This is a genomic window from Bacillus sp. SIMBA_031 (assembly GCF_046535225.1).
GTDB lineage: Bacteria > Bacillota > Bacilli > Bacillales > Bacillaceae > Bacillus > Bacillus velezensis.
This window is the reverse complement of record NZ_JAWRXC010000308.1, coordinates 1-267: the sequence shown is the minus strand read 5'-3', so window position 1 is coordinate 267 and position 267 is coordinate 1. Positions and strand designations below refer to the sequence as shown.

General features: G+C 40.8%; 1 protein-coding gene. It reads left to right on the top strand.

Annotated features, from left to right (window positions below):
- Positions 1–18: 18 nt before the first annotated feature.
- Positions 19–267: hypothetical protein (locus SB724_RS20420; protein WP_410572714.1), on the top strand; the 249-nt coding region annotated here is incomplete at its 3' end.

The following is a 267-nucleotide window of genomic DNA, read 5'->3' as shown; positions in this document are numbered from 1 at the left end:
AGTGGAGCATTCGCAAGTTTGACAGGAGATTTACTAAAGGCTCCCAGCGATGGGTTTTTCGATTTTAACCCTCTAAGAAGTGATACAGGGATCATAATAACAGGGGCTATTTCTGGTGGAGTTGGTTCTGTATTAGCAGGAGGTAATTTCTGGCAAGGGGCTATGAATGGATTTTTTGTTTCAACTTTTAATCATGTGATGCATAGAATTGATACCCAAGTAGACTATGCTGATGCTGATAGTAGTTCTGGAGGAGCGACTAATGAT